This is a genomic window from Pseudomonas sp. YA1 (assembly GCF_058680555.1).
This window is the reverse complement of record NZ_JBZWBG010000006.1, coordinates 67,947-93,132: the sequence shown is the minus strand read 5'-3', so window position 1 is coordinate 93,132 and position 25,186 is coordinate 67,947. Positions and strand designations below refer to the sequence as shown.

Sequence of the window (25,186 nt, the reverse complement as noted above, 5' to 3'; positions counted from 1 at the left end):
CTCAGCGCAGGTACTCGCCGCTGCCGGCCAGGCTCTGGCCCCAGAACTCGATGAAGAGGAAGGCGGTGGTCAGCAGGGTCAGGAAGCCGACGCCGAGGATGCAGAAGGCGTAGAACAGCGTCTGCCGCTCCTGCATGCGCATGAACAGCGGCAGGCCGGTGAACAGCAGGCGTACCGAGTAGGCGCAGGCCGCCGCCGCGGCCAGCAGCAGGAGGACCCGCCAGGGCACCAGGGCGACGATCCCGGCGAGCATCAAGGGCACGGCGATCGCCGTGGTGAAGGTCAGGCTGCCCGGTACGCTGGGGCGCGATGGCGTACGGAACAGCACCCAGCGTACGAAGAAGCCCATGATCACCACGCCGGCGACGAAGCCCAGGTAACACATCGTCGCCAGCAGCAGGGCGCTGCCGCTGGAGAGGTGTTGCACGCTGTCGTTGCCCGGCAGCGACCAGCCGACCTGGGTGGTGCCGATGAACAGGCAGGCCGCCGGCAGCAGCGGTAACAGCAACAGCGGAGCGAGGAAGGCGAAAGGATGATGGTCGTAGTCCTGGCGCAGACGAGGCCAGGCATTGGCGGGACTGATCAGTAGCCGAGCCATTTCGCGGGTCATGACGGGCACCTCTTTTCTGTGGCGTTCAGGAGTCTGGACCGGCCCGGCGCGAGGGGGTTCAGGTGGCGTGCCGGGCGGTCCGCGAGCGCCGGCAGCGCCTGAACGAGGATCGGGTGGAGAGCCTGGAAGGCCTGGAGCGCCTCAGGCGCGACGAGTGACCCGCAGGCCGATCACGGCGATCCGCTCGGCTTCTCGGTAGGCGGGGCTGTCCAGCTCTTCGGCGAACACGTCCGGGTCCAGTTCCTGGTAGTCCCAGTCCCACTCGCGAGACGCCAGGCGTTCGCGGATGCGGGCGAGGAACGGATCGCCGCCTTCGACCATCGCCACCCCGGTATACAGCAGCAGGCTGCCGCCGGCTTCCAGGCGCTCGAGGGCGGCATCGACGATTGCCAGCGAGAGCCCGGCGCCGAGCAACCCGCCACCATGCCGGTAGGCGCGCTCCGAGGCATCCAGGAGGTAGGGCGGGTTGGCCACGATCAGGTCGAAGCGACCGGGCGCCTGGCTCAGCAGGTCGCTGCGCGCCAGGGTCAGGTTGCCGACCCCGGCCAGCGCCGCGTTGACCCGCGCCAGGTCGAGCGCCGCCGGATTGATATCCAGCCCGTGTACTTCGGCGTCGGGGCAGGCCAGGGCGATGCGGATCGCGCCGGGCCCGGCGCCGCAGCCGATATCCGCCGCACGGCGGATGCGCGCCGGATCGGACGATGCCAGGTGGCTGCGGATCAGCCGGTCGAAGCGGTAAGTGTCGGGGCCGAAGAACACCGCGTCGGCGGCCAGGGTAGGGAAGGCCGAATGGACGAACAGTTGCTCGCCGAGGCTGGAGACGCGCACCTGGCTGCGCCAGCCGTCCGCCTCGCGGCGGATCAGGTCGGCGCCGGCGAGAAGGGTCAGCCAGTCGGCCGGCAGGCTTTCCCCGGCGAATGCCCGGCTCCAGCCGAAGATGCCGGCCAGGTCCCGGGTCATGCGGTTTTCCGGGCGGGCGTTGACGCGCTCATGGGTCGCCGGGGTGACGGTGACGAAACGGTAGTCCTGGCCTCGCAACCAGTTGCCGAGGCTGACCAGGACGTCCAGGCGCGGATCATTCAGGCTGGGCATGGGCGGCCCTCCAGCGCTGGCTGAACATCCGCGTGGCAAGGAGACCGGCGGGGCCGTGGTGGCGGTGCGGGGCCATCAGTTCGAGAAGGCGTGCGACGCCCTGCTCGGGGGATAGCCGCAGCAGCTCGCGCCGCAGCGCGACCTGCTCGGCGTCCACGTCGCTGCCCGCCGTCGCCGGCTCCGCCAGCGGCGCAAGCGGGTCCCTGTCCGCCGGAGCGGGGGCTTGCCAGTCGCCAGCGATCCAGTCGTACAGCAACTGCTGCTCGTAGGGAGTGAAGACTCCGAACATCGCCGCCCGGTCGCCCTCGATCAGGTTCCAGAAGCGGCTGCCGCGCGGATCGGCATGGCGCCGGATCCAGCCCTCTTCCTCGAGGCAGGCGAGGAACGCCGGGAACCGCCCGGGCACCGCCAGCCACTGGTTCACCGTGCGCCCGCCGATCCGGCAACGATCCGAATGCATGCCGGCGGCGTAGGGGCGCTTGCGCTCGAACATGGCCAGCAATTCTTCCTTGAGATCGAAGCCGTCGATCACCTGCTCGGTGCTCAGGCCGACCTCGTTCAGGCGGTAGCCGTTCCTCACCCGTTCGAGGAAGGCCGCGCGCCCGCCCAGCTGCGGCAGGTTGTCGTAGAGCGCGCGCAGGGCCTTGCGCGCATGCCCGCTGGCGGCGTTGTCGATGGTCACGTGCAACTGGAAGTAGTAGGGGTCGAAGCCCAGCTCGCGCAGTTCCTGAGTGGTGATCAACAGGTGCAGCGGCGGTTGCTCGTAGCCGAGGTTGTAGCCGATCACTTCAGGCAGGTAGTCCGCGACGAGGTGGCCGAGGGCGAGTTGCTGGGTGCCCTGCAGGTAGTGGAGGTCGCTGAGGCCTTCGACTTCCTCGCTGCCGATGCTGGCCAGCAGGCGCCGGTAGAGCAGGACATGGTTGCGTGCCGGGACGCCGTCGCCGAGTTCTTCGAGGAAGGTCTCCAGCAGCGGCCGCAGGCGTTCCTCGCCATGATGCGGCAACAGCCCGTAGAGCCAGGCGCCGTCGACCAGCTTGGTCGGGGCCACGCTGCGAATGAAGTGCATCGCCTGGGAGGGAACCTGGAAGTAGCGTCGCCCTTCGCCGCGCCGACGAGCCCGGAGGTATTCGGCATGCGCCTCGGCGGTGCGCCGGGCCCCGGCATCGAGCCAGGCCGGCCAATCGGCGGGGTCCTCCGGCAGGTCGTCGTCATGGGTGGCGGCCAGGCTCAATTGCTGGTCGAGGAACTCGCCGGCGGCTTCGAGGTGCTCGCGGGGCTCGTCGAGCAGGGCGTGGTACAGGTCGCGGACCCTGGGCGAAGGGCTTGCACTGGAGGCAGGGAGGGGCGAAGACAGGCTCATGTCGCGTTCCTTGTCGTGGGTTTGCGGAGGCGGCCGGGGCGACCGCACATAACGCTGCGAGTGGGGCGCGGGAAAAAAGGTTTCACTGGCGGGATCGGCGGCGCGCCGGGGAACCTCACGGCGGAAAAAACGAACCTCGACGGCACTCCGGCGTCTTCCCGAGACAATCCCCGGGAGCTGCACCGATGACCCACGACCTGGCCGCCAGCGGCCTTCGCTTCGGCATCGAGGAAGAATTCTTCCTGCTCGATGCCTCCGACCTGGACATCGTCCGCTCCGCGCCCGCCGGATTCGTCGCGGCCTGCCGCGACACGCTCGGCGAGCATTTCGCCGAGGAGATGTTCGAATGCCAGGTCGAGGTGGCCAGCCCGGTGTTCTCCACGCTGGCCGAGGCCGCGCGCTTCCACGGGCAGGCCCGGCAACGCCTGGCGCATCTGGCCATGGACTTCGGCCTGCGCTCGCTCTGTGTCGGCACCCACCCCTTCGCCGACTGGCGGCGGGCGCGAAGCAACCCGGCGGCGCACTTCGCCCGCCTGTTCGAGGACCAGGGGCGGGTGGCCCGGCGCAGCCTGGTCTGCGGCCTGCACGTGCATGTGGAGATACCGCCGAGCCACGACCGCATGGCCGTGCTCCAGCGCGTGCTGCCCTGGCTGCCGCTGCTGCTGGCATTGAGCGCGTCCTCGCCGTTCCGCGGCGGCCGGCGCAGCGGCCTGGCGAGCTATCGGCGGGCGCTGTGCGGCGAGTGGCCGAGGATGAACATTCCTCCCGCCTTGCCCGACGAGGACGCCTATCGCCGGCACCTGGCGCTGCTGCGCGAGGCCGGCTGCCTCCGCGAGGATGGCCAGGTCTGGTGGATGATCCGGCCGTCATCCCATGTGCCGACCCTGGAGCTGCGTATCTGCGACGCCTGCCCGCGCCTGGCCGACGCGCTGAGCCTGGCCGGGCTGTTCAGGGCGCTGGTGGGCGAAGCGCTGGGCGCGGACCCGCGTGCGTTGCCGGTCGCGCGCGACGCCTGCCTGGAGGAAAACTACTGGCAGGCGCTGCGTTACGGCTGCGCCGGCCGCTATCTCGTCGGCGGCCGCTGCGTAGGTGCCGGGGTCTGGCTGGAGATGGCCTGGCGGCAGTGCCGGCCGCAGGCCCGCCAGGGCAACGAGTGGGCCTACGAGCATGCCCGTGGATTGCTCGGAGAGACCTCCGCCAGTCGCCAGTTGCGGCGCTACCAGACATTGCGCGCAGCGGGCCAGGAACGGCATGTGGCGCTGCGCCGGCTGGTGGAAGAACTGCTGGAGGAGAATCTCCAGCCGGCCTTGGCCGGTCCGGCCGGCAAGCGCGCCCACAACGCGCTGCTCGGACTCGACGACCTGCGCGAACTGCGTGAGCGCTACCGGCCGATGGGTGAGCGGGATGGCGATACGCCGCCGGGCGTAGCCAGCGAAGAAGCCCGCGAATGCGCCTGCGAGGAACGACAGCGCGACGCCTGAAGCCTGCCTGCGCAAGACAGCCGCGCGCTCATCGCGTCTGCTTCCTGGCCGGCACTGCCATTCGTCGCGCCGATGGCTCGCGGCGCAGGCGCGGCAATCCTCTGTAGGGAAACCCATGCAGACCGTCGAGGAACCTATACGGAAAAGAGAGGCGAGCATGTCCAAGCAGCACATCATCCATTTCACCGGAGCGATCAATTCGTCCACCTGCGGCAACCTGATCAGCACCTGCGCCAAGGCCCTGCAACAGGAGGCCGAGGAATTGCGGATCAACATCGCCACCATGGGCGGGGAATGCGGCTACGGCTTTACCCTGTACAACTTCCTGCGCGCGCTGCCGGTGCCGGTACACACCCACAACCTGGGCACCGTCGAGTCGATGGGCAACATCCTGTTCCTCGCCGGCGAGCGACGCAGCGCCTGCACCCACAGCAAGTTCCTGTTCCATCCCTTCCACTGGACCCTGCATGGCGCGGTGGACCACGCACGGATGGCGGAATACGCGACGAGCCTCGACTACGACCTGGAGCTGTACGCGCGGATCGTCGCCGAGAACACCCGTGGGGCGCCGGAACGCCTGGACATCCCGCGCTACCTGATGGCCTACCCACGCTTCCTCGGCCCGGAGGACGCCCTGGCCTGCGGCCTGATCCACACGCTGGACGACTCGCCGATGCCCGCCGCCGCGTGCCAGTGGAGCGTCCACTCCTGATCCCGGGAGCCTTTCGAGTCGGCGCGCGAGGTGCTGGAAGAGGGTAGGCGAGGCGGGCGACCGCCCCCAGCGCGAACGCCTGCACCTCACCTACCAGAATTGGCAGGGGAAGGTACCCGCCTGTCATGGATCAATGTCCGCGCCCGGCCCGACTCCTAGTGTCGCCGGCTCCCGACTCTCTCTCTCACGGATGAAAGGGCAATGCACCTTCTTGAACGCCAACACGATATCCAGCCCCTCTCGCGGGCAGACATGACCATCCATCTCAATGGCCAGCCCGTCGCGGCGGCGGCCGGCGAGACCGTGCTCAACGTGCTCAATGCCGTGGGCCTGCGCCGGCTCGCGCGCAACGACCATGGCCAGGCCAGCGGCGCCTTCTGCGGCATGGGCGTATGCCACTGCTGCCTGGTCGCCATCGACGGCCGGCCCAAGCGCCGCGCCTGCCAGACCGTCGTCCGGCCGGGCATGCGGGTGGAAACCGAAAGCAACCGCTTCGACCAGGAGGAACGGCCATGAACCTGCGCCCGGTGATCGTCGGCGGCGGCTCGGCCGGCATGGCCGCAGCCATCGAACTGGCCAGGCGCGGGGTCCCCTGCGTCCTCTTCGACGAGGCCTCGCGTCCCGGCGGGGTGGTCTATCGCGGCCCCTTGCGGGCCGGCGTCGATCCGGCCTACCTCGGCGCGCGCTACACCCGGATGCTGGAAAAACTGCGGCGCGATTTCTCCGCCTGCGCCGGGCACATCGACCTGCGCCTGAACAGCCGCGTGGTCGGTGGCGACGGCCAGCGCCTGATGGTCCTCGACGAGGCGGAACGGCTGCACGAGGTGGAGTATTCGCACCTGCTCCTGGCCACCGGCTGCCATGAGCGCAGCGTGCCGTTCCCCGGCTGGACCCTGCCCGGGGTGATGCTCCTCGGCGGCCTGCAATTGCAGATCAAGAGCGGCGTGGTGAAGCCCCTGGGCGATACCCTGATCGCCGGCAGCGGCCCGCTGCTGCCACTGGTAGCCTGCCAACTGCACGCGGCCGGGGTTCGCGTCGCCGGGGTCTACGAGGCCTGCGCGTTCGGCCGCATGGCCAGGGAAAGCCTGGCGCTGCTGAACAAGCCGCAACTGTTCCTCGACGGCCTGAGCATGCTCGGCTATCTCAAGCTCAACGGCATTCCGCTGCACTATGGCTGGGGCGTGGTGGAGGCCAGCGGCGAGGGGGAACTGACGGAAGTGACGGTAGCGCCCTACGACGAAGAGTGGCGGCCCGACCTGGAAAACGCGCGACCGGTGAAGGCCAGCACCCTGGCGGTCGGCTATGGCTTCATCCCGCGCACCCAGCTCAGCCAGCAGTTGGGCCTGGAGCACGGCTTCAGCGACGACGGATACCTGCGCGCGGAGTGCAACGTCTGGCAGCAGAGCAGCCAACCGCACATCCACCTGGCCGGCGACATGGCGGGTATCCGCGGCGGCGAGGCGGCGATGATCGGCGGGCGCATCGCGGCCTTGTCGATCCTCCTGCAACGCGAGGCCATCGCGCCCGCTGAGGCCATCGAACGCCGAGAATCCCATCTCGCCCGGCTGGAGGCGATCAAGCGCTTCCGCGCCGGAGTCGAGCGCTACACCCAGCGCGGCGCCCGCCAGGTCGAACTGGCGCGGGCCGATACGGTGATCTGCCGCTGCGAACAGGTCACCCGTGGCGACATCGAGCGCGCGCTCGAACAGGGCGTGCAGGACATCGCCGGGCTGAAGATGCGCACCCGCGCCGGCATGGGTGACTGCCAGGGGCGAATGTGCATCGGCTACTGCAGCGATCGCCTGCGCCGCGCCACCGGACGCCACGACGTCGGCTGGCTGCGGCCGCGTTTCCCGATCGATCCGATCCCGTTTTCCGCATTCCAGAACCTCGGTACGGAAGCCTGAACATGAACAGAACCTATGACATCGTGATTGCCGGCGGCGGCGTGATCGGCGCGTCCTGCGCCTACCAACTGTCCAGGCGCGGCAACCTGCGCATCGCCGTGGTCGACGACAAGCGACCGGGCAACGCCACCCGCGCCTCGGCCGGCGGCCTCTGGGCCATCGGCGAATCGGTGGGGCTGGGCTGCGGGGTGATCTTCTTCCGCATGATGTCCTCCCGCAACCGGCGCGAGGCCCAGGGCGCGGCGGTGGCGGTGGACGCGAGCACGCCGCACATCCTGCCGCCGGCGTTCTTCGACCTCGCCCTGCAATCCAACGCGCTGTACCCGGAACTGCACCGAGAACTGATCGAACGCCACGGGATGGACTTCAAGTTCGAGCGCACCGGCCTGAAATACGTGATCCAGGACGACGAGGATCGCCAGTACGCCGAGCATATCGTGGCGCAGATCCCGCATCTGGCCGAGCAGGTACGCTGGCTGGACCGCGAGGAACTGCGTCGTGCCGAGCCGGCGGTCAGCCACGCGGCCCACGGCGCGCTGGAATTCCTCTGCGACCACCAGGTCAGCCCGTTCCGCCTGGCCGACGCCTACCTGGAGGCGGCGCGCCAGAACGGCGTCGAGCTGTTGCTGGGAAGCAACGTCACCGGCGTGCTGCGCCAGGGCCGGCGGATCAGCGGGGTGCGCACGGACAATGCCGGGGTGCTGCATTGCCGGACCCTGATCAACGCCGCCGGCGCCTGGGCCGCCGAACTCAGCGAGCTGGCCACCGGCCGGCGCATCCCGGTGAAGCCGGTGAAGGGCCAGATCGTCCTCACCGAGCGCATGCCACGACTGCTGAACGGTTGCCTGACCACCAGCGACTGCTACATGGCGCAGAAGGACAATGGCGAGATCCTGATCGGCAGCACCACCGAGGACAAGGGCTTCGACGTCAGCAACACCTTCCCGGAAATCGCCGGCCTGGTGCAGGGCGCGGTGCGTTGCGTGCCGGAGCTGCAACAGGTCAACCTCAAGCGCACCTGGGCCGGCCTGCGCCCGGGCTCGCCGGACGAACTGCCGATTCTCGGTCCGGTGGCGGAGGTGGAGGGCTACCTGAACGCCTGCGGGCATTTCCGCACCGGCATCCTCACCTCGGCGATCACCGGGGTGCTGCTCGACCGGCTGGTCCACGAAGAGACGCTGCCGCTGGACATCGCGCCGTTCCTCGCCGCGCGCTTCCAGCCGGAACGCGCCGCGGTAGCGGTCGCGGCCTGCTAGCTCAGGTTGGCGGAAACCCGCGGAGCGGGGCGGGCGCCGGACCGGCGTCCGTTCCGCCCGCTTGCCGAGGGCGGCGAGCCTGCCGTCGGCGCTATGCTCATGGCTCCGAGCCGCCTCTAGACGACTGGTCTAATTCAGGCTACCGTGCGCCCCATGAAAACCAGCTACGACGACACCCGCCAGCATCTGCTCGACACCGGATACCGGATCATGGCGGTCAAAGGCTTCTCCGGAGTCGGCCTCAACGAAATCCTGCAGACCGCGGGCGTTCCCAAGGGCTCGTTCTACCATTACTTCAAATCCAAGGAACAGTTCGGCCAGGCCCTGCTGGAGGACTACTTCCGCGTCTACCTGGCGGACATGGACCAACGCTTCTCCGCGCCAGGGCTGAATGCCCGCGAACGACTGATGAGCTACTGGCAGAAGTGGCTGGACAACGCCTGCCCGCCCTGCGACGAGCAGCGCTGCCTGGTGGTCAAGCTCAGCGCCGAGGTCGCGGACCTTTCGGAAAGCATGCGCATCACCCTGCGCGACGGCTCCGACGGGATCATCGAACGCCTGGTCGGCTGCCTCGGGCAGGGCCGCGACGACGGCTCCCTCGCGCCCTGCGATGCCCGGCACATGGCCAGCGCGCTGTACCAGTTGTGGCTCGGCGCGAGCCTGCTGAGCAAGCTGCACCGCAGCCCGGGACCGCTGGAGACAGCCATGCAGACCACCCGCAGCCTGTTGGAAATCTGAGGTACCGCCAGGAAATACCCGCCCCGCGAGAGGCGGGTATTTTTTCGGCCCGTCAGTAGTCGACTGGTCTAATTTATCCCGCGCACGGTATGAACCGTTCGTCACATGCGTCAGACAGAGGAGTCTGGAAATGTCCCAATCCACGCAGGTCAACCGCCGCATCGTCCTCGCCTCGCGCCCCCACGGCGCGCCGACCCGGGATAACTTCCGCATCGAGCAGGTCCCGCTCCCGCAGCCCGGCGCAGGGCAACTGCTGCTGCGCACCGTCTACCTGTCGCTCGATCCCTACATGCGCGGACGGATGAGCGACGCGCCGTCCTACGCGCCGCCGGTGGAACTCGGCGCGGTCATGGTCGGCGGCACGGTCAGCCGGGTGGAAGCCTCGAACCATCCCGGGTTCAAGGTCGGCGACTGGGTACTCTCGGCCAACGGCTGGCAGGACTACGCGCTTTCCGACGGCAGCGGCCTGGCGCGCCTGGGCGAGTCGCCGGAGCATCCGTCCTACGCCCTGGGCCTGCTCGGCATGCCCGGCTTCACCGCCTACATGGGCCTGCTCGACATCGGCAAGCCCCAGGCCGGCGAGACCCTGGTGGTGGGCGCCGCCACCGGGCCGGTCGGCGCCACCGTCGGACAGATCGGCAAGCTCAAGGGCTGCCGGGTGGTCGGCGTCGCCGGCGGTGCGGAAAAATGCCGCCACGCCGTGCAGGTGCTCGGCTTCGATGCCTGCCTCGACCACCATGCCGCGGACTTCGCCGAACGACTGGCCGAGGCCTGCCCGGACGGCATCGACATCTATTACGAGAACGTCGGCGGCAAGGTCTTCGACGCCGTCTTCCCGCTGCTCAACGCCAAGGCCCGGATCCCGGTCTGCGGCATCGTCGCCCACTACAACGACACCGAGCTGCCCCCCGGGCCGGACCGCTTGCCGGCGCTGATGGGCACGATCCTGCGCAAGCGCATCAAGGTGCAGGGCTTCATCATCTTCGACGACTACGGCCATCGCTACGATGAATTCCAGCGCGACATGTCGAAGTGGTTCGCCGACGGCCTCATCCAGTACCGCGAAGAGCGGGTCGACGGCCTGGAGAATGCCCCCGAGGCTTTCTTCGGCCTGCTCCAGGGACGCAATTTCGGCAAGCTGGTGGTGCGCGTCGGAGCCGACGCATGAACCAGGCGATCCGCGTGGTAGCGCTGTTGCAGGCGCGCGAGGGCAGGGCGGCGGAGGTCGAGCGGCTGCTGCTGGCCTGCGTGCAGCCGTCGCGGGCCGAGGACGGCTGCCTGTCCTACGTCCTGCACCGGAGCCTCGACGAGGCCGGGCGCTTCGTCTTCGTCGAACGCTGGGCCGACCGCGACGCCATCGAGCGGCACCGACGGATGCCGCACTACAGGGCGATGACCGAGGCCGTCGCCGATCTCCTGGCGGACCGCCAGGTGTTCCTTCTCGAGGAACTGCCAGCGGCCAGCCTGTCTCCGGTAGATCCGGAACCTACAAGACCCCACGAGGAGTGAAACGGATGAAAGTCGGATTTCTGGGCCTGGGCGGCATGGGCGCCGCCATGGCCACCCGCCTGGTGCAGGCGGGACTCGAAGTGACGGTGTGGAACCGTTCCGCGGCGGCCTGCGAGCCCCTGGTGGCGCTGGGCGCTGCCAGGGCGGAGGAGGTCGGCGAGCTGTTCGGCCTCGACGTGGTCATCAGCATGCTGGCGGACGACCAGGCGATTCGCGCCGTGCTGCTCGACAGCGGCGCGCTCGAACGGGCGAGGCCGGGTCTCATCCACCTGAGCATGTCGACCCTGTCGCTCGATTGCGTCGAGGCGCTCGACCAGGCGCACCAGCGCCAGGGCCTCGCGTTCGTCGCCGCGCCGGTGTTCGGCCGCACCGACGTGGCCGAGGCCGGCAAGCTGAACATCGTCGTCGGCGGTCCGGAGGAAGCCATCGAGCAAGTCAAGGCGCTGCTGGAAATTATGGGACAGAAGACATGGTTTTTCGGAAAAGACCCGCGCGGGGCAATGGCGGTGAAGATCTCTGGTAACTTCATGATCGCCAGCGCCATCGAAAGCATGGGCGAAAGCGTCGCCCTGGTGAAGCGCCTGGGCGTCGAGCCCGGCCGGTTCATGGAGCTCATGTCCTCGACGCTTTTCGATGCGCCTGTCTATCGCAACTACGGCCCGCAGATCGTCGAGCAGCGTTTCACCCCGGCCAGGTTCCGCCTGGTCCTCGGGTTGAAGGACGTCGACCTGGCGCTGTCCGCCGGCAAGCGCCACAACGTGCCGCTGCCGCTGGCCAGCCTGTTGCACGACGTGTTGCTCGAAGCCATCGCCCATGGCGACGGGGAATCGGACTGGACGGCGCTGGCGAAGGTAGCGTTGTCACGATCGGGACAAATCTGAAAAGGTTCTGCGCACGGCCCGGCAGGGCCCGTGAAGCTGTTCGGCAATCTGGCGTGCTTTCCATGAACTCTTTTGACGGGAAGAAGGTATGTCCGAGCGTGAAACGGCTGCCGCGGGCCGGATCAACTGGCGGCGGATCCTGCCGATACTGCTCACCACGTCGTTGGTGGGCGGTGTCTGCGGGATCTTCGTGATCAACGAACTGGATCGCCAGCACGACGGGGCGCACCTGGCGTCCTACACCGAAATGGCCCTGGAGCGGGCGCTGGAGATTTCCTCCGCGGCCGAGCAGATGCTCCACGAGATGAACGCCGGCGGCCCCGCGGCCTGCAGCGACCAGGACCTGGAGGCGCTGCGCTCCATCGTGCTCGAATCGCGCTTCATGAGCGACGTCGGCCGGGTCAGCGGCAATCGCATCGTCTGTACCGGCGTCCGCGGCCGGCTACGATCGCCGTGGGGGCTGGCTGCGCCCGACCGGATCGACGCCAGAGGCACCCGCTTCTGGTCGGAGGGCATGCCCTTGCCCCTGCAGATGCTGCCTTCCGGCCTGGTCGGGCGCGGCAACGCCATCCTCTTCATCGCCCCGCATGCCTACTTCGATGTCGACCACCCGGACCCGGGCATCTCGGCGGCGGCCGTCAGCCGCGGCGGCGACTACATCTACCACCGTTTCGCCTGGGACGACGACCAGCCCCTCGAGGCGCTCGGCCGGCCCGGCTGGCCGCGCTTCATCGGCGCCCGGCAGATAAGCCTGTGCGACCCGACGCAGGACATCTGCGTGGTCTCCCTTCTCCGTGAACGCGGCCTGCTTGGCACCGAGCCCGGACGCGCGGCCATGGCCGCGGCGATCGGCGGCGGGCTGTTGTTCGGCGTCATGCTGCTGCTCAGCTACCTGTTCGGCTTCCTCAACGACGAAAAACTGCCGGCCAGGCTGCTGCGCGCGTTGAAGCGCGAGGCCCTGGAGGTGCACTACCAGCCCATCGTGCGCCTGGCCAGCGGCCGCTGCGCCGGGGTCGAGGCCCTGGCGCGCTGGACCGATAGCAGCCTGGGGCGGGTTTCCCCGGATGTCTTCATCGGCGCCCTGGAGGAGAGCGGCGACATCGAACTGCTGACCCGTTTCGTCTTCCGCCGCGCCCTGAAGCAGCTCGGGCCGTTGCTGAGGGAGCAGCGGAGCTTCTACGTCAGTGTCAACGTCACCGGCAAGGACATCGCCGACCCCGGTTTCATCGATTTCGCCATGCGCCAGATGGCCAGGGAAAGCGTGCGCCCGGAACAGGTCGCGCTGGAACTGACCGAGCGCACCACCGAGGCCCAGGGCTGCCTGCTGGCCGGGATGAACCGCCTGCGCGAACTCGGCCTGCAGATCTACGTGGACGACTTCGGCACCGGCCATTCGAACCTGGTCTACCTGGCCAACCTGCCGGTCGACGCGATCAAGATCGACAAGGTCTTCACCCAGTCCATCGGCGACAGCAGCGCCGTCGAACTGATCTTCGACAAGCTCTGCTCGATGGCCGAGCACCTGGAGATCGGCGTGGTCGTCGAAGGGATCGAGACACAGGCCCAGGCCGACCACGTGCTGCGCCGCTCGCCCGAGGCCCTCGGCCAGGGCTGGCATTTCGGCAAGGCACTGCCGCTGGAGGCCTTCCTCGGCTACTACCGGAACCAGCCGACGGGCCGCTAGGGCGGGCCTTTCGCAGGGGCGTCGCGCTGCGCTAGCATCGGCCGTCCATACCGGACGCGGCCTGGACGGCCGCACTCCGGATCGCACGGATCGGCCGGAAACGGCCGCGATCACCACAGGCCGCCATGCACGCATTCCCCTTCACCCTGGACAACCGACTCGCCGAAGCCCTGCCGCTATGGCGCAACCTGGCCCGCACCGACCGGGCGCCGCGAAGGAACATCGACCTCGCCGACTGGAAAGCCGACTGGCGCGAACTGATCGCCGCGCTCGACAGGTTTTCCCGGAGCCACGGCTATCGCCAGCCATTCGCCGCGCAAGGGCACGCAGCCCTGGAAAACGCCTGGGCCTGGGGCCAGGCCGCGGAAAACGCCAGTACGCTGCTGCTCAAGGCCATCGACCGGGGCCTGGCCGGCGCCGAACTGCGTTCCATCTACCTGGAGACCGCCGCGCTGTGGCTGGACTACAGCCGGCTGCTCGGCGCCGCCCGCGACAGCCTGCGCGAGCAGGGCGAGGTCGACTTCGAGACGGCGCCGGCCCTGGCGCCGCGCACCGGCCAGTACCCGTTCGCGCTGCAACTGCTCGCCATGGGCGTGCTGCTCGACGCCCAGGAGCTAATCCCGGCGCTGGTCGAGGAGGTCCTGCAATTCGATACCGACCGCCTGCTCGACTATCTCGGCGCGGCCGCCCTCGGCCTGACTTCCGCCAGCGAGGAAACCTTCCATCCACGGCCGTTCGGGCAGTTGCAGGCGTTCTTCGAAGAGGCGGACGGCAGCGACGCCCAGGCGCTGGCGCCTTACCTGCAAAGCCAGTACCGGGAGTTCTTCCAGCTTTCCCCCAAGGCGCAGAAGAAGACCCGCCGCCTGACCGGCCCCTACGCCTGGGGCTGGTGGGCCATGGAGGTGTCGGCGCTGGGCGTGCTCTACGGCTGGGACGATGGCGTCCTGCGCGCCTCGCCGCATTACCTCGGCGACCTGGTCGACTACGCGCGGGCGCGCGGCGACGCCTGAGCCGCCCGCCGCCGCTCAAGCCCGCCGGCGGCGGGCGAGGAACGCGGCGGCCAGGTCGAGGCTGGTGCAGAGCAGGAAGTAGAGCAGGGCGACGAACAGGAAGATCTCCGTCGGGTGGACCATCACCCGGTTGCTCACCTGGGTGGCGACGAAGGACAGTTCGCCGACGCCGATCACGTAGGCCAGGGAAGTGTCCTTGATCAGCGACACCCACTGGTTGAGGAAGGACGGTAGCATCACCGGCAGCGCCTGCGGCAGGATCACCAGGCGCAACACCTGCCACGGCCGCAGTCCGAGCGCGCGGGCGGCCGCCCACTGTCCGGCGGGGAGGCTGTGGATGCCGGCGTACACCGAGTGGGCGAGGTAGGCGCCGCCGATCAGCGACAGCGCGCAGACCACGGTGGCCAGCGCCGGTACGTCGACATGGAAGACGATCGGCAGCAGGAAGTAGGTCCAGAAGATCAGCATCAGCACCGGGATCGCGCGGAAGAAGCCGAGCAACGTCACCAGCAGCAGGCGCGGCTTGCCGGGCAGCACCGCGAGGGCCACGCCGAGGACCAGGCCGAGCACCGCCGAAGCCAGTCCGGAGAGCGACGCCAGCAGCAGGGTCAGCGCCGCTCCGCCAAGCGGGCCGTCCGGGTAGGCGCCGAGCAGCAGGTAGGACAGGTTGTCCGAGATGACCGAGAAATCCATCTCAGGCACCTCCCTGGCGATAGCGGCGGGTCTGCTGCAACGCCTGGCCGAAGGCTTCGATCAGGGCGATGGCGCCGATGTAGAGGAGGGTGGCGATGCCGAAGGCCTGGAAGGTCTTGAAGGTCTCGGTTTCCACCTGGCGCGAAGCGTAGGACAGCTCGGCCAGGCCGATGGCCATCGCCAGCGAGGAGTTCTTCAGCGCATTCATGTACTGCCCGAGCAGCGGCGGCAGGGCCGTGCGCAGGGCCTGCGGCAGCACCACCACGCGCCATACCTGGCGCTGGGTCAGCCCCAGGGCGAGGCCGGCGGCGCGCTGCTCGGGGCGTACCGAGGCGATGCCGGCGCGGAACTCCTCGGCGACGAAAGCCGAGGTATAGAGGGTCAGTCCCCAGGCAGCGGCGAGGAACTCGAAGGACGGCCAGTCGAGCAAGGGCGTCTCGTGCGGCGTGTTCAGCCAGCTCACCAGCGCCTCCGGCAGCAGCGCGGGAACGCCGAAGTACCAGAAGAACAGCTGCACCAGCAGCGGGGTATTGCGGAACAGCGCCAGGTAGGCGCGCGCCGGCCAGGACAGCAGGCGCCGGCGCGACAGCCGGGCGATGGCCAGGGGGGCGCCGATCAGGGTGGCGAGCAGGCAACTGAGCAGGGCAAGGCCGAGGGTCAGCAGGAAGCCGTCGAGCAACCAGCGCAGGTACTGCGGGGCGAGAAGTTCGCCGAACATGTGCGGGATTCCGTCGGGTAGAACGAAAAACGCGCCTCAGCGAAGTGAGGCGCGCGGGTCGTGCGGGCGAAGCGGGCCGCTCAGCTCTTGTCGCCGATCTTGTACAGGCGCGCCAGCGGGGTCTTGGTCTGCGGACCGAACCAGGTGTCGTAGATCTTCTGCGCCTGGCCGTCCTGCTCCAGCTCGCGCAGGCTCTTGTCGACGAACTCGGTCAGGGCCTTCTCGCCCTTGGGAATACCGACGCCGATCAGGTCGTTGGAAATGGTGAAGGGCGGCACTTCGTACTTGTCGCGGTCGGGCACGTTGGCCAGCAGGCCGATCAGCTTCGGACCGTCCTGGGTGATGGCCTGGACCTGGCCGTTGCGCAGGGCGGTGAAGGCGAAGGGCGTGTCGTCGTAGGCGATGACCTTGGCCCCGGGGAACTTCTCGCGCAGCACGCCTTCGTTGACCGTGCCCTTGTCCACGCCGACCCGCCACTTGTTGAGGACTTCCGGCGAGGTCAGGGTGCCTTTCTTGACGATGAACTGCTGGCCGGAGGAGAAGTAGGGGATGCTGAAGTCCACCTGCTGCGCACGCTCCGGGGTGATGGTGAAGTTGGCCAGGACCAGGTCGACCTTGTTCGCCGTCAGCAGCGGGATGCGGTTGGCCGGGTTGGTCGGCAGCACTTGCAGCCGGACGCCCAGCTTGTCGGCCAGGGCCTTGGCATAGTCGACGTCGAGGCCTTCGATCTGCTTGCTCTTGGCGTCGACGAAACCGAACGGCGGGTTGCTGTCGAAGGACGCGACGCGCAATACGCCGGCCTTGCGGATGTCCTCCAGGCGGTCGGCCTGGGCCAGGCCGGAGATCAGGGCGAGAGCGAGGGCGGTGATGGCGGGGAGTTTCTTCATGAAAGTTCCAGCTCCTTGTCGGCCGCGATCGACGATCAGGGCCTTGCAATGTGGGGCGGACATTCCGGATGGGAATGCCGCCATGTCGGCGCGGGGGTATCCCGTGGCGAAGGGAGTTTGGCAGGGGCCAAGGGTCGGGAGAAAAGAATGAATCGATCTATCTTATTTCCATACGAAATAAGAGGCATGAAAACAAGGATTCAAGGAAATAAAAAACGATAGCGTAACGCCATGATCCGCAGGGCTTCCGCGTCGGGGTTTCGTCGTCGAGAAGCAAGGCCGGGGCCCGGCGGCCCCGTCAGCGGCTGTCCCGGCAGTCGATCACGCTGGCGTTGGTGATGATGTCCCGGCTGTCGGTGTACAGGGTGATGCTGCAGAAATAGTCGAGGATGGTCTCGTTCTCGTAGTAGCCGGTCTTGCGATAGACCGCCTCGCTACTCACCGGCGCCATCCCGGCGACCCCCTGGCCACCGACGCCGACCCAGGTCTCGCGCTGGCCGACGTACTCGGTGCCGGTCTGTATGAAGACCTTGTCCGGCCCCATGTGGGTCCGCACGCGGTTCCAGGCGTAGAAGCCGCCGCTACCGTAGGACGAAGGGCCGAGGCCCTGGTCGGGCTTGCCGAACAGTTCGAAGGCCTTGCCGGCGGGCTGGCCGATGAGCTTCTGCGCGGCGACCTTGACCTCGTTGTCGCGATTCCCCGACTGACCGAGGGAGGCGCAGGCGCTGAGGCCGAGGACGAGCAGGGCGAGACCGAAGGGCTTGATCGAGGGCATGGCATTCACTCCGTTGAAATGCCGCAGGATGTTAGAGGTCCAGCCGGCTCGCGGCTATTAGCCCATTTGTGCTAGTGCCGCTCACTTCGCCAGGTGCCGCGCCTGTTCGGCATGTACGCTGGCCACGAAGGTCTGCATGGCCGAGGAGTGGACCCGGTTGCGTCGGGTGATCAGGCCGTAGGGCGGCAGGCGCGGCTCCAGCTGGATCGGCAGGATCGCCAGCAGGTGCTTGCCCGGGTAGTCCTCGATCACCGAGCGTGGAGTGATGCCGATCATGTCGGTCTGTTGCAGCAGGGAGAGCAGGGTCATGATCGATGTGGTCTCGACGATACTGCTCGGCAGGTCGATGCGCGCATTGTGGAAGGCCTGGTTGACGATCCCGCGCATCGGGCTGGGGTGCTGCTGCAACACCCAGGTCAGCTCCTGCAACTCGCCCCAGTCCAGCTTGCGTGCCTGCGACAACGGGTTCTGCGCGCCGACCACCACGCAGAGTTCTTCCTCGCCGAGGCTGTCGAACACCAGGTCGTCGGTGCGCGCGCCGCTGGGGATGCGTCCGAGCACCACGTCCAGCTGGTCCTGTTGCAGGGCCTGGACCAGCACGTCGCTGGTGTCCACCTGGATGCTCATCGACAGCCGTGGATGACTCTGCTTCAGGGTGGCGATGGTGCGCGTCAGCAGGCTCGAGGCCAGCGCCGGGATCGCTCCGACGGTGACCCGGCCGAGGTTGCCGGATTCCAGGGCAACCAGTTCCTCGCGCATCCCGGACAGCTCGGCGAAGATCATCCGCGAGTAATAGATCAGCGTCTCGCCGAAAGGCGTCGCGCGCATGCCGCGCGGCAAGCGCTCGAACAACTCGACGCCGAGCAGGTCTTCGGCCTCGTGGAGCATCTTGGTCGCCGCCGGCTGGGTCATGCCGATCTCGTCGGCGGCGCGGCGCAGCGAGCCGAGTTCCTCCAGGGCCAGCATCAGGCGCAACTGGCGCAGGCGCAGGCGGCTGTGGATGATGCTGGCGTCGGGAATCCGGGACATGGCGTATCTCGCTGGCGGCGGGGAGACCCAGGGTGACAAGAAATCCACCCCGCCGCCAGACGCAGGCTCAGGCGGCATGCCGGAGACTCCGCCGGCCCCGCCGGAACAGCGCCCCGGCGCACCGCGCCAGCAACGGCCAGAGCAGCATCGCCAGCGCCGCGCCGGTCAGGCTGGCCACCAGCGGGTTGGACCAGAACACCGAGAGTTGCCCGTCGGAGAACAGCATCGACTGGCGGAACGCGTCCTCGGCCTTGTCGCCGAGCACCGCAGCGAGCACCAGCGGGGCGATGGGGTAGCCGAGTTTCTTGAACAGGTAGCCGAGCGCGCCGAACAGCAGCATCAGGACCACGTCGAGCATGGCATTGTGCACCGAGTAGGCGCCGATGGCGCAGACCATGACGATGATCGGCGCGACGATGGCGAACGGAATCCGCAGGATCGAGGCGAACAGCGGTACGGTCGCCAGTACCACGATCAGGCTGACCACGTTGCCCAGGTACATGCTGGCGATCAGGCCCCAGACGAAGTCGTGCTGTTCGACGAACAGCGTCGGCCCGGGATGCAGCCCCCAGATCATCAGGCCACCGAGCATCACCGCGGCGGTCGCCGAGCCGGGGATGCCGAGCGTCAGCATAGGCAGCAGGGCGCTGGTGCCGGCGCTGTGGTCGGCAGTCTCCGGAGCGATCACGCCTTCCACCTCGCCCTTGCCGAAGTTCTCGCGGTTCTTCGAGAAGCGCCGCGCCAGGCTGTAGCTCATGAACGAGGCGGCGGTGGGGCCGCCCGGAGTGACGCCCATCCAGCAGCCGACCAGCGCGCTGCGCAGCCAGGTCAGCCAGTAGCGCGGCAGCCTGGCCCAGGTACGCAGGATCACCATCGGCGTGATGCGTGCGCGCTCGCCGCGAAACACCAGGCCTTCCTCCACCGTGCAGAGGATCTCGCCGATGCCGAACAGGCCGATCACCGCCACCTCGAAACTCAGCCCGGAAAGCAGCCAGGGCTGGTCGAAGGTCAGGCGCAGGTCGCCGGACACGGTATCCATGCCCACGGCGGCCATGGCGAAGCCGATGGTCATCGCCACCAGGGTCTTCAATGGCGGGTTGCGGCTCATGCCGATGAAGGTGCAGAACGCCAGCAGGTAGACGGCGAAGAACTCGGGCGAGCTGAACGCCAGGGCGAAGCGAGCGATATGGGTGGACAGGAAGGTCAGCAGCAGCACGCCGACCAGCGCCCCGAGGAGCGCCGAGGTGAAGGCGGCGGTCAGCGCTTCGCCGGCCTGGCCGTTGCGCGCCATCGGGTAGCCGTCGAAGGTAGTGGCCACCGACGACGGCTCGCCGGGGATGTTGAACAGGATCGAGGTGATCGAGCCGCCGAACAACGCGCCCCAGTACATGCAGGAAAGCAGGATGATCGCCGACACCGGCGACATGCTGAAGGTCAGCGGCAGCAGCAGCGCCACCCCGTTCGGCGCACCGAGGCCCGGCAGCACGCCGACCAGGATGCCGAGCAGCACGCCGATCACCATCAGGCCGAGGTGATGGGCGCTGAGGACCAGGCTCATGCCCTGCATCAGGGAATCGAATTCGCTCATGGCCTGGCGCTCCCGACGAAGGCCGCGAGGTCGGCCAGTATTCCGGCATCCAGCGGCACCTTGAACCAGACGGCGAAGACCAGGTAGCTGGCCAGCGCCGCGCCGCAGGACAGCGTGACGATCAGCGGCACGCCGTAGGGTTTGTCGCGGCTACGGTCGCGCCACATGAACCAGGCGATGAACAACGCGGAGGCGAGGTAGATCCCGGCGAACGGCATGGCCGCCACGTAGGCGGCGATCGGCAGGAACACCGCAAGCACCCGGCGAAAGGCCGTGCGGGCGACGAACGAGGTACCCAGCGCCCGCCAGCGGCACAGGGCCAAGAGCAGGTTGCCGAGGCTGGCGGCGCTCAGCAGCAGGCCGATGTAGAAGGGGAAATAGCCGGCCTCGGGGCCGCTGTCGCCCCAGCCGATGCCGATATCCTGGCTGCCGTACATGACGATCGCGCCGAGCGCGGCGGTGAACAGCGCCAGGCCGATCTCCACCCAGCGGGTGGCGACCAGCGGCGCATCGGATGAGCTGGACATGTTCGTCTCCTGGTCGCGCTACGTGGGTTACTGGCGAAGCCAGCCGGCTTCCTGGAACAGCGGGATGACGCGCTGGCGGTCCTTCTCGATGTAGCTCACCAGGTCTTCGCCAGCGAGGAAGGTCGGCGCCAGCGCCGAGCGTTCGACATAGTCCCTGAACTCGGCGGTCTGGCTGACCTTGCGCATCAACTCGACGTAGAAGGCGCGCTGCTCGTCGCTGACTCCGCCGGGCAGGAACACGGTGCGCGGGAAGCGGTACTGGTCGATGCCCAGGCCCTGTTCGTGGCAGGTGGGGATGTCCGCCCAGGACTGCTCGGCAGCGACCTTGGCGGTGTAGATCATGCGCTCGTGGCTGAACACGCAGAGCGGCCGGACCTGGCCGCCGCGCCACTGGCTGAGGCTTTCCGCCGGGTTGTTGAGGTTGGCGGCGATGTGCCTGCCGGCCAACTGGATGGACGCCTCGCTGCCGCTCTTGAAGGGGATGTAGGTCAGCTTGCCGCCGACCTGCTTGCCGAGCAGCAGGCTTAGAGTCTGGTCGACGTCCTTCGACTGGCTGCCGCCGAAGCGCATGCCTGCCGCGTCCTTCTTCAGATCGGCGAGGAACGCCGCGGCGTCCGCCCACGGCGCCGCCTGGTAGGTCCAGAGGATGAAGTCGTCCTCGGCCACCGCCGCCACCGGCGTCAGGTCGGTCCATTGGTAGCCCAGCCGGGCCACCAGCGGCAGCAGGTAGACATTGTTGGTGCCGATCACCAGCTTGTGCGCGTTGCCCTTGGCCAGCTTCAGGTCGAGGAAGGCTTCGGCGCCGTTGCCGCCGCCCTTGTTCAGCACCACGGTGTTGACGTCGAGCAGGTTGTTCTGGCTGATCGCCGACTGGACCAGGCGGGCGAGCTGGTCGGTGCCGCCACCGGGACCGCCGGCGACGACGATCTCCAGGTTCTCTTCGGGTTTCCAGGCAGCCGCCAGGGCGGGCAGGGCGGTGCAGCAGAGCAGGGCGCAAGCGGCCAGGAAGGAGGGGACGGAGCGCGCATATGCGGTACGCATGGAGGACCTCTGGTTGTCATTGTTGTTATGGGTAGAGCGGAGTGTGCGAAGCGCACCGATAAGCGTCCACTCAAAATAAGGCATACACCGATAGCCTGGGGTTATGAGTGGAAGCGGATGTCGGATACCTGAAGCGATAACCGTAGGAAATGGCCGTATGAGCAGCTTTGATTAGACGGTTATCGATGGAAAGCCGGATAGTGGGCCTGCCGGACCTGCCAACCCAGTTCCGCAGCACAAGAACAACAATAAAAGAGGTACGACCCATGGCTCAGGCACAGACCGCCGTGCTCCAGGCTGATCCTGCCCAGGACAAGGCCACTGCCGCAAAACCCAGCAACGTCCGCTGGCGCATCTTCGCCATCGTCTTCGCCCTGACGGTGATCAACCTGGTCGACCGGGTCTCGCTGTCCATCGCCATGCCCACCATCGCCGGTGAATTCCAGCTCACGCCGAGCATGCAGGGGCTGATCCTCAGCAGCTTCTTCTGGGCCTACGCGCTGTTGCAGATTCCCGGCGGCTGGCTGATCGACCGCTACGGCCCGCGCCGGGTGATCGGCTGGTCCACCGGCCTCTGGGGAGCCTTCCAGACCCTCGCGGCCTTCGCCAGCGGCGGCCTGTCGCTGATGTTCGCCCGGGTCGCCCTGGGCGCGGCGGAAGCGCCGCTGTTTCCCTCCGGCGGCAAGCTCAACTCGCTGTGGCTGGGCTCCAGCGAACGCAGCCGCGGCGCCGTGCTGATGGACTGCGGAGGGCCGCTGGGCGTCGCTCTCGGCGGACTGGTCATCGCCTACCTGATCGCCGTGCTCGGCTCCTGGCGCAGCGCCTTCTTCATCGCCGGCATCGCCACCCTGGCCATGGCCTGGCTGGCCTGGCACTACCTGCGCGACGACCCGGCCGAGCATCCCGGGGTCAACGCCGCCGAGCTGGACCGGATCAACGCCGACCGCAACACCCCGCTCGCCGAAGCGGACTGCCAGGCCGGCGGAAGACTGGGCATCGTCGGCCGCTCCCTGGTCGGGATCGTCCTCGGCCGCGCCAGTTGGGCCATGGTGTTCTTCGGCCTGCTGACCTGGGGTCCTAGCTACCTGGCGCAGGCGCGCGGCTTCGATATCAAGGGTATCGGCGCCGCGACCTTCGTCATCTTCCTCTGCGGCGCCGTCGGTTCCCTGGTCGGCGGCTTCCTCTGCGACCTGCTGATCCGCAAGGGCGTGCGCCGCGGGCTGGCGGCCAAGGGCCTGCTGACGGTCTCGGGCCTGGCGGCGCTGGTAGCCTTCCTGCTGTTGCCGAGCCTGGAAGATGCCTATGCCGCCGTGACCCTGCTGGCGCTGACCGCCTTCTTCCTGATGTGGGGCAGCCTGTACTGGAGCTTTCCGGCCTTGCTCGCCGCTCCGGCCCGGGTCGGCCTGGTCGGCGGGGTGATGAACATGGCCGGCAGCCTCGGCGGCATCGCCGTGCCGATCCTGGTCGGGCTGCTGCTGCAACACCTGGGCGGATATGCCGCGGTGCTGGGCTTCTTCGCCCTCTGCTCGGCAGCCTTCATCGCCGGCACCCTGCTGATTTCCCTGGACAAGACCGAGGCAAAGCATGGCTGAGCTGTACGACGGGCCGATCGTCGACGCCCATCATCATTTCTGGGACCCGCAGGCGAACTACCACCCCTGGCTCGCGGAGGACGCCAAGATTCCGTTCCGCTACGGCGACTACAGCGCGATCAAGCGCCGCTACCTGCCGGCGGACTACTTCGGCGACGTCGGCGCACACCGGGTGGTCGAGACGGTCTACGTGGAAACCGAGTGGGACCCGCGCGATCCGCTCGGCGAAACCCGCTTCGTGCATCACCTCGCCGAACGCCATGGCGCGCCCCACGCGGTGGTGGCGCAGGCCTGGCTGGACGCGCCGGACGCCGCCGAGGTGCTGGCGGCGCAGGCGGGCTTCGCACGGGTCCGCAGCGTCCGCCACAAGCCCGGCGGTCCGCAACGCCCGCAACAGGTCGGCGAGCTGCGCAGCCTGATGAGCGACGAGCGCTGGCGTCGCGGCTATGCCGAACTGGCCCGGCACGGCCTGCACTTCGACCTGCAGACACCCTGGTGGAACCTCGCCGAGGCCGCATGCCTGGCGCGCGACTTCCCCGATACGCTGATCGTGCTCAACCACGCCGGCCTGCCGTCCGATCGCAGCGAGGAGGGGCTGGCCGCCTGGCAACGGGCCATGGCGCGCTTCGCCGAATGCCCCAACGTGGCGTTGAAGATCTCCGGCATCGGCCAGGCCGGCCGGCGCTGGAGCGTCGAGGACAACGCCTGGATCGTCCGCGAAAGCATCGCCCTGTTCGGCGTCGAGCGGGCGATGTTCGCCAGCAACTTCCCGGTGGACAGCCTGTGCGGCTCGTTCGACGACATCTATGGCGGTTTCAAACGCATCGTCGCCGACCTGCCGTACGCCGACCAGGAACGGCTTTTCCATAGCAACGCGCGGCGCATCTACCGCACCGTACCCGACACCGTGCGCCTGCAGCAGGCGTCGCCCGACCCGAGGACTTCCCCATGAACGCTCCATCCCTACCGCGACTGGCCATGGTCCTGGGCGATCCGGCCGGCATCGGCCCGGAACTGATCGCCCGCCTGCTGGCCGACACCGAGGTGCGCGAGAAGGCGCACATCGTGCTGATCGCCGACGAAGCGGAAATGCGCCGCGGCATGCGCATCGCCGGCTGCGAATTCCCCTACCGACGCATCGACGCGCTGGAGACCCTGGATTTCGCCGACGCCACGCCACTGCTGCATCCCTGGCTCGGCCAGGGCGGGGACGAGTTCCCACGCAGCGAAGCGAGCGCCGTCGGTGGCCGCTACAGCCTGGAAACCCTCGCGCTGGCCCTCGAACTGACCCGCAGCGGCAGGACCGACGCGATCCTCTTCGGCCCGCTGAACAAGACCTCGCTGCACATGGCCGGCATGGACCACAGCGACGAGTTGCACTGGTTCGCCGAGCGCCTGGGGTTCGGCGGCCCGTTCTGCGAGTTCAACGTCCTCGACGACCTCTGGACCTCGCGGGTGACCTCCCACGTAGCCCTGGCCGAGGTGCCGGGCCTGCTCAGCCAGGAGCGGGTAGGGGAGGCGATCCGCCTGATCGACGACGCGCTGCGCCGCAGCGGCCTGACGCGGCCGCGCATCGGCGTCTGCGGACTGAACCCGCACAACGGCGACAACGGCAGCTTCGGCCGCGAGGAGCTGGACATCATCGCTCCGGCGGTGCAGAAGGCGCGCGAACAGGGGATCGCCGCCGACGGCCCGTATCCCGCCGACACCATTTTCCTCAAAGTGCAGGGCGACGCCCGTGCCTTCGACGCGGTGGTGACCATGTACCACGACCAGGGGCAGATCGCGATCAAGCTGATGGGCTTCTCCCGCGGCGTGACCGTCCAGGGCGGCCTGCCGATCCCCATCGCTACGCCGGCCCACGGTACCGCCTTCGATATCGCCGGGCAGGGAAGGGCCGACGTCGGCGCCACCCGCCAGGCGTTCGAGATCGCCTGCCGGATGGGCAGGCGCAAAGCCTGATCGCCTGCATGCGACGCGACAACCAGAGCGCCGCACCTTCGTAACGCGCTCCCTGGCGCCTCCCTGTACCGTCGCGGCGGGGCAGGAGGCGTCGCACCTTCGACGAGAGACACATCGCCTGGAGCCGCAGCGCT

24 protein-coding genes and 2 pseudogenes are annotated in these 25,186 nt (G+C 68.3%); 15 read left to right on the top strand and 11 right to left on the bottom strand.

The window, feature by feature from the left end:
* Position 1 precedes the first annotated feature (1 nt).
* The 3 genes from AC4OR5_RS09990 to AC4OR5_RS09980 form a co-directional block, all read right to left on the bottom strand.
* A complete protein-coding gene (locus tag AC4OR5_RS09990) occupies positions 2-610 on the bottom strand; it encodes a Yip1 family protein (protein WP_023107937.1) in 609 nt (202 codons plus the stop codon).
* Between the two features lie 141 nt (positions 611-751).
* Complete coding sequence (locus tag AC4OR5_RS09985; protein ID WP_058160443.1) at positions 752-1,702, bottom strand: methyltransferase; 951 nt, start codon at positions 1,700-1,702, stop codon at positions 752-754.
* Positions 1,686-3,062 carry an iron-containing redox enzyme family protein gene (locus AC4OR5_RS09980; protein ID WP_058160444.1) on the bottom strand — a complete coding sequence of 459 codons (1,377 nt, stop codon included), beginning with the start codon at positions 3,060-3,062 and terminating at the stop codon, positions 1,686-1,688. The genes AC4OR5_RS09985 and AC4OR5_RS09980 overlap by 17 nt, the downstream gene beginning before the upstream one ends.
* A 185-nt stretch (positions 3,063-3,247) precedes the next feature.
* Between AC4OR5_RS09980 and AC4OR5_RS09975 the strand changes: the two are divergent.
* The 12 genes and pseudogenes from AC4OR5_RS09975 to AC4OR5_RS09920 form a co-directional block, all read left to right on the top strand.
* Positions 3,248-4,378, top strand: a pseudogene (locus tag AC4OR5_RS09975) (carboxylate-amine ligase); the annotation flags it as partial.
* A 9-nt stretch (positions 4,379-4,387) separates the two neighbouring features.
* A pseudogene (locus AC4OR5_RS09970) lies at positions 4,388-4,543 on the top strand (low affinity iron permease family protein); the annotation flags it as partial.
* A gap of 157 nt (positions 4,544-4,700) precedes the next feature.
* The gene (locus AC4OR5_RS09965) at positions 4,701-5,255 is read left to right on the top strand and encodes a ClpP family protease (RefSeq protein ID WP_058160446.1); all 555 of its coding nucleotides are present in this window, start codon (positions 4,701-4,703) and stop codon (positions 5,253-5,255) included.
* Positions 5,256-5,456: 201 nt separating this feature from the next.
* Positions 5,457-5,771, top strand: a complete 315-nt coding sequence (hcnA, locus tag AC4OR5_RS09960; RefSeq protein WP_003113684.1) for a cyanide-forming glycine dehydrogenase subunit HcnA — start codon at positions 5,457-5,459, stop codon at positions 5,769-5,771.
* A complete protein-coding gene (gene hcnB, locus AC4OR5_RS09955; RefSeq protein WP_003089027.1) occupies positions 5,768-7,162 on the top strand; it encodes a cyanide-forming glycine dehydrogenase subunit HcnB in 1,395 nt (464 codons plus the stop codon). The genes hcnA and hcnB overlap by 4 nt, the downstream gene beginning before the upstream one ends.
* A gap of 2 nt (positions 7,163-7,164) precedes the next feature.
* Positions 7,165-8,418 (top strand): cyanide-forming glycine dehydrogenase subunit HcnC, encoded by a 1,254-nt coding sequence (gene hcnC, locus AC4OR5_RS09950; RefSeq protein ID WP_058160447.1) that lies wholly within the window; start codon positions 7,165-7,167, stop codon positions 8,416-8,418.
* Between the two features lie 153 nt (positions 8,419-8,571).
* Positions 8,572-9,156 carry a TetR family transcriptional repressor CurR gene (curR, locus tag AC4OR5_RS09945; RefSeq protein ID WP_003124682.1) on the top strand — a complete coding sequence of 195 codons (585 nt, stop codon included), beginning with the start codon at positions 8,572-8,574 and terminating at the stop codon, positions 9,154-9,156.
* A 130-nt stretch (positions 9,157-9,286) separates the two neighbouring features.
* On the top strand, positions 9,287-10,324 hold the full coding sequence (curA, locus tag AC4OR5_RS09940; protein WP_023107929.1) for an NADPH-dependent curcumin/dihydrocurcumin reductase: 1,038 nt from the start codon (positions 9,287-9,289) through the stop codon (positions 10,322-10,324).
* Positions 10,321-10,665 (top strand): putative quinol monooxygenase, encoded by a 345-nt coding sequence (locus AC4OR5_RS09935; RefSeq protein ID WP_031640608.1) that lies wholly within the window; start codon positions 10,321-10,323, stop codon positions 10,663-10,665. The genes curA and AC4OR5_RS09935 overlap by 4 nt, the downstream gene beginning before the upstream one ends.
* 5 nt (positions 10,666-10,670) lie before the next feature.
* Positions 10,671-11,546 carry an NAD(P)-dependent oxidoreductase gene (locus tag AC4OR5_RS09930; RefSeq protein ID WP_058160448.1) on the top strand — a complete coding sequence of 292 codons (876 nt, stop codon included), beginning with the start codon at positions 10,671-10,673 and terminating at the stop codon, positions 11,544-11,546.
* An 88-nt stretch (positions 11,547-11,634) separates the two neighbouring features.
* Positions 11,635-13,230 carry an EAL domain-containing protein gene (locus AC4OR5_RS09925; RefSeq protein WP_025324923.1) on the top strand — a complete coding sequence of 532 codons (1,596 nt, stop codon included), beginning with the start codon at positions 11,635-11,637 and terminating at the stop codon, positions 13,228-13,230.
* A 125-nt stretch (positions 13,231-13,355) separates the two neighbouring features.
* A complete protein-coding gene (locus AC4OR5_RS09920; RefSeq protein ID WP_058160449.1) occupies positions 13,356-14,240 on the top strand; it encodes a DUF1911 domain-containing protein in 885 nt (294 codons plus the stop codon).
* Between the two features lie 15 nt (positions 14,241-14,255).
* On the opposite strand, the gene AC4OR5_RS09915 is transcribed toward AC4OR5_RS09920, so the two are convergent.
* The 8 genes from AC4OR5_RS09915 to AC4OR5_RS09880 form a co-directional block, all read right to left on the bottom strand.
* Positions 14,256-14,933, bottom strand: a complete 678-nt coding sequence (locus AC4OR5_RS09915) for an amino acid ABC transporter permease (RefSeq protein ID WP_003089043.1) — start codon at positions 14,931-14,933, stop codon at positions 14,256-14,258.
* A gap of 1 nt (position 14,934) precedes the next feature.
* Positions 14,935-15,651 (bottom strand): amino acid ABC transporter permease, encoded by a 717-nt coding sequence (locus AC4OR5_RS09910; protein WP_003110997.1) that lies wholly within the window; start codon positions 15,649-15,651, stop codon positions 14,935-14,937.
* Between the two features lie 80 nt (positions 15,652-15,731).
* The gene (locus AC4OR5_RS09905; RefSeq protein WP_003089047.1) at positions 15,732-16,538 is read right to left on the bottom strand and encodes an ABC transporter substrate-binding protein; all 807 of its coding nucleotides are present in this window, start codon (positions 16,536-16,538) and stop codon (positions 15,732-15,734) included.
* Positions 16,539-16,836: 298 nt separating this feature from the next.
* Positions 16,837-17,313 (bottom strand): hypothetical protein, encoded by a 477-nt coding sequence (locus AC4OR5_RS09900; protein WP_003089049.1) that lies wholly within the window; start codon positions 17,311-17,313, stop codon positions 16,837-16,839.
* 81 nt (positions 17,314-17,394) lie between these two features.
* Positions 17,395-18,342 carry a LysR family transcriptional regulator gene (locus tag AC4OR5_RS09895; protein WP_003110998.1) on the bottom strand — a complete coding sequence of 316 codons (948 nt, stop codon included), beginning with the start codon at positions 18,340-18,342 and terminating at the stop codon, positions 17,395-17,397.
* Between the two features lie 67 nt (positions 18,343-18,409).
* Complete coding sequence (locus AC4OR5_RS09890) at positions 18,410-19,930, bottom strand: tripartite tricarboxylate transporter permease (protein WP_003089051.1); 1,521 nt, start codon at positions 19,928-19,930, stop codon at positions 18,410-18,412.
* Positions 19,927-20,457 carry a tripartite tricarboxylate transporter TctB family protein gene (locus AC4OR5_RS09885; protein ID WP_004349699.1) on the bottom strand — a complete coding sequence of 177 codons (531 nt, stop codon included), beginning with the start codon at positions 20,455-20,457 and terminating at the stop codon, positions 19,927-19,929. The genes AC4OR5_RS09890 and AC4OR5_RS09885 overlap by 4 nt, the downstream gene beginning before the upstream one ends.
* A gap of 27 nt (positions 20,458-20,484) precedes the next feature.
* On the bottom strand, positions 20,485-21,498 hold the full coding sequence (locus tag AC4OR5_RS09880) for a Bug family tripartite tricarboxylate transporter substrate binding protein (protein ID WP_043103171.1): 1,014 nt from the start codon (positions 21,496-21,498) through the stop codon (positions 20,485-20,487).
* Positions 21,499-21,764: 266 nt separating this feature from the next.
* Between AC4OR5_RS09880 and AC4OR5_RS09875 the strand changes: the two genes are divergently transcribed.
* The 3 genes from AC4OR5_RS09875 to AC4OR5_RS09865 are packed head-to-tail and all read left to right on the top strand — an operon-like array spanning position 21,765 to position 25,052.
* A complete protein-coding gene (locus AC4OR5_RS09875) occupies positions 21,765-23,090 on the top strand; it encodes an MFS transporter (RefSeq protein WP_023126002.1) in 1,326 nt (441 codons plus the stop codon).
* Positions 23,083-24,042, top strand: a complete 960-nt coding sequence (locus AC4OR5_RS09870; protein ID WP_003113699.1) for an amidohydrolase family protein — start codon at positions 23,083-23,085, stop codon at positions 24,040-24,042. Before AC4OR5_RS09875 ends, AC4OR5_RS09870 begins: the two co-directional genes overlap by 8 nt.
* The gene (locus tag AC4OR5_RS09865) at positions 24,039-25,052 is read left to right on the top strand and encodes a 4-hydroxythreonine-4-phosphate dehydrogenase PdxA (RefSeq protein WP_058160450.1); all 1,014 of its coding nucleotides are present in this window, start codon (positions 24,039-24,041) and stop codon (positions 25,050-25,052) included. The genes AC4OR5_RS09870 and AC4OR5_RS09865 overlap by 4 nt, the downstream gene beginning before the upstream one ends.
* The last annotated feature ends 134 nt before the right edge of the window (positions 25,053-25,186 follow it).

Excerpts from the sequence above, each read along its gene's own strand:
- AC4OR5_RS09990 (WP_023107937.1), bottom strand. The coding sequence starts at position 610 with ATGACCCGCGAAATGGCTCGGCTACTGATCAGTCCCGCCAATGCCTGG.
- AC4OR5_RS09985 (WP_058160443.1), bottom strand. The coding sequence starts at position 1,702 with ATGCCCAGCCTGAATGATCCGCGCCTGGACGTCCTGGTCAGCCTCGGC.
- AC4OR5_RS09980 (WP_058160444.1), bottom strand. The coding sequence starts at position 3,062 with ATGAGCCTGTCTTCGCCCCTCCCTGCCTCCAGTGCAAGCCCTTCGCCC.
- AC4OR5_RS09965 (WP_058160446.1), top strand. The coding sequence starts at position 4,701 with ATGTCCAAGCAGCACATCATCCATTTCACCGGAGCGATCAATTCGTCC.
- hcnA (WP_003113684.1), top strand. The coding sequence starts at position 5,457 with ATGCACCTTCTTGAACGCCAACACGATATCCAGCCCCTCTCGCGGGCA.
- hcnB (WP_003089027.1), top strand. The coding sequence starts at position 5,768 with ATGAACCTGCGCCCGGTGATCGTCGGCGGCGGCTCGGCCGGCATGGCC.
- hcnC (WP_058160447.1), top strand. The coding sequence starts at position 7,165 with ATGAACAGAACCTATGACATCGTGATTGCCGGCGGCGGCGTGATCGGC.
- curR (WP_003124682.1), top strand. The coding sequence starts at position 8,572 with ATGAAAACCAGCTACGACGACACCCGCCAGCATCTGCTCGACACCGGA.
- curA (WP_023107929.1), top strand. The coding sequence starts at position 9,287 with ATGTCCCAATCCACGCAGGTCAACCGCCGCATCGTCCTCGCCTCGCGC.
- AC4OR5_RS09935 (WP_031640608.1), top strand. The coding sequence starts at position 10,321 with ATGAACCAGGCGATCCGCGTGGTAGCGCTGTTGCAGGCGCGCGAGGGC.
- AC4OR5_RS09930 (WP_058160448.1), top strand. The coding sequence starts at position 10,671 with ATGAAAGTCGGATTTCTGGGCCTGGGCGGCATGGGCGCCGCCATGGCC.
- AC4OR5_RS09925 (WP_025324923.1), top strand. The coding sequence starts at position 11,635 with ATGTCCGAGCGTGAAACGGCTGCCGCGGGCCGGATCAACTGGCGGCGG.
- AC4OR5_RS09920 (WP_058160449.1), top strand. The coding sequence starts at position 13,356 with ATGCACGCATTCCCCTTCACCCTGGACAACCGACTCGCCGAAGCCCTG.
- AC4OR5_RS09915 (WP_003089043.1), bottom strand. The coding sequence starts at position 14,933 with ATGGATTTCTCGGTCATCTCGGACAACCTGTCCTACCTGCTGCTCGGC.
- AC4OR5_RS09910 (WP_003110997.1), bottom strand. The coding sequence starts at position 15,651 with ATGTTCGGCGAACTTCTCGCCCCGCAGTACCTGCGCTGGTTGCTCGAC.
- AC4OR5_RS09905 (WP_003089047.1), bottom strand. The coding sequence starts at position 16,538 with ATGAAGAAACTCCCCGCCATCACCGCCCTCGCTCTCGCCCTGATCTCC.
- AC4OR5_RS09900 (WP_003089049.1), bottom strand. The coding sequence starts at position 17,313 with ATGCCCTCGATCAAGCCCTTCGGTCTCGCCCTGCTCGTCCTCGGCCTC.
- AC4OR5_RS09895 (WP_003110998.1), bottom strand. The coding sequence starts at position 18,342 with ATGTCCCGGATTCCCGACGCCAGCATCATCCACAGCCGCCTGCGCCTG.
- AC4OR5_RS09890 (WP_003089051.1), bottom strand. The coding sequence starts at position 19,930 with ATGAGCGAATTCGATTCCCTGATGCAGGGCATGAGCCTGGTCCTCAGC.
- AC4OR5_RS09885 (WP_004349699.1), bottom strand. The coding sequence starts at position 20,457 with ATGTCCAGCTCATCCGATGCGCCGCTGGTCGCCACCCGCTGGGTGGAG.
- AC4OR5_RS09880 (WP_043103171.1), bottom strand. The coding sequence starts at position 21,498 with ATGCGTACCGCATATGCGCGCTCCGTCCCCTCCTTCCTGGCCGCTTGC.
- AC4OR5_RS09875 (WP_023126002.1), top strand. The coding sequence starts at position 21,765 with ATGGCTCAGGCACAGACCGCCGTGCTCCAGGCTGATCCTGCCCAGGAC.
- AC4OR5_RS09870 (WP_003113699.1), top strand. The coding sequence starts at position 23,083 with ATGGCTGAGCTGTACGACGGGCCGATCGTCGACGCCCATCATCATTTC.
- AC4OR5_RS09865 (WP_058160450.1), top strand. The coding sequence starts at position 24,039 with ATGAACGCTCCATCCCTACCGCGACTGGCCATGGTCCTGGGCGATCCG.